The sequence below is a fragment of the Curtobacterium sp. MMLR14_002 genome, assembly GCF_001864975.1.
Classification (GTDB): domain Bacteria; phylum Actinomycetota; class Actinomycetes; order Actinomycetales; family Microbacteriaceae; genus Curtobacterium; species Curtobacterium flaccumfaciens.
In genome coordinates this window covers 1-367 of record NZ_MJGT01000019.1, presented here as the reverse complement: position 1 = coordinate 367, position 367 = coordinate 1, and the positions used below count along the sequence as shown (strand labels likewise).

Here is a 367-nt window from a genome sequence, read left to right as displayed (position 1 = left end):
GAGTATCCGCCGGTCGGCTATGCGACAAGCCAGCAGGCTCATCAGCACATCGTGGTTGACCCGGTCAAAGAACTGGGCCAGATCCAGATCGACCACCCAGCGGTGGCCGTCGTTGATGTGTTGCTGCATCGCCTTGACCGCCTGGTGGGCACTTCGACCGGGGCGGAACCCATAGCTGTGATCCGAGAAGGTCGGTTCCAGCGTCGGGCTCAGCACCTGGTGAAGGGCTTGTTGGATCAGGCGGTCCTGCACCGTTGGGATACCCAGTGTCCGCTCCCCGCCTTGCGGCTTGGGGATACTGACCCGGCGGACCGGTTGAGGATGGTAGTCTCCGGCCAACAGCCGCTCGCGCAGCGTTGGCCAATGC

Annotated in this window: 1 protein-coding gene; it reads right to left on the bottom strand. The window is 63.8% G+C overall.

The window, feature by feature from the left end; all coding sequences use genetic code 11:
* The coding region (locus BIU91_RS02985) for a reverse transcriptase domain-containing protein (RefSeq protein ID WP_253183673.1) at nt 1-367 on the bottom strand (367 nt) is incomplete at both ends.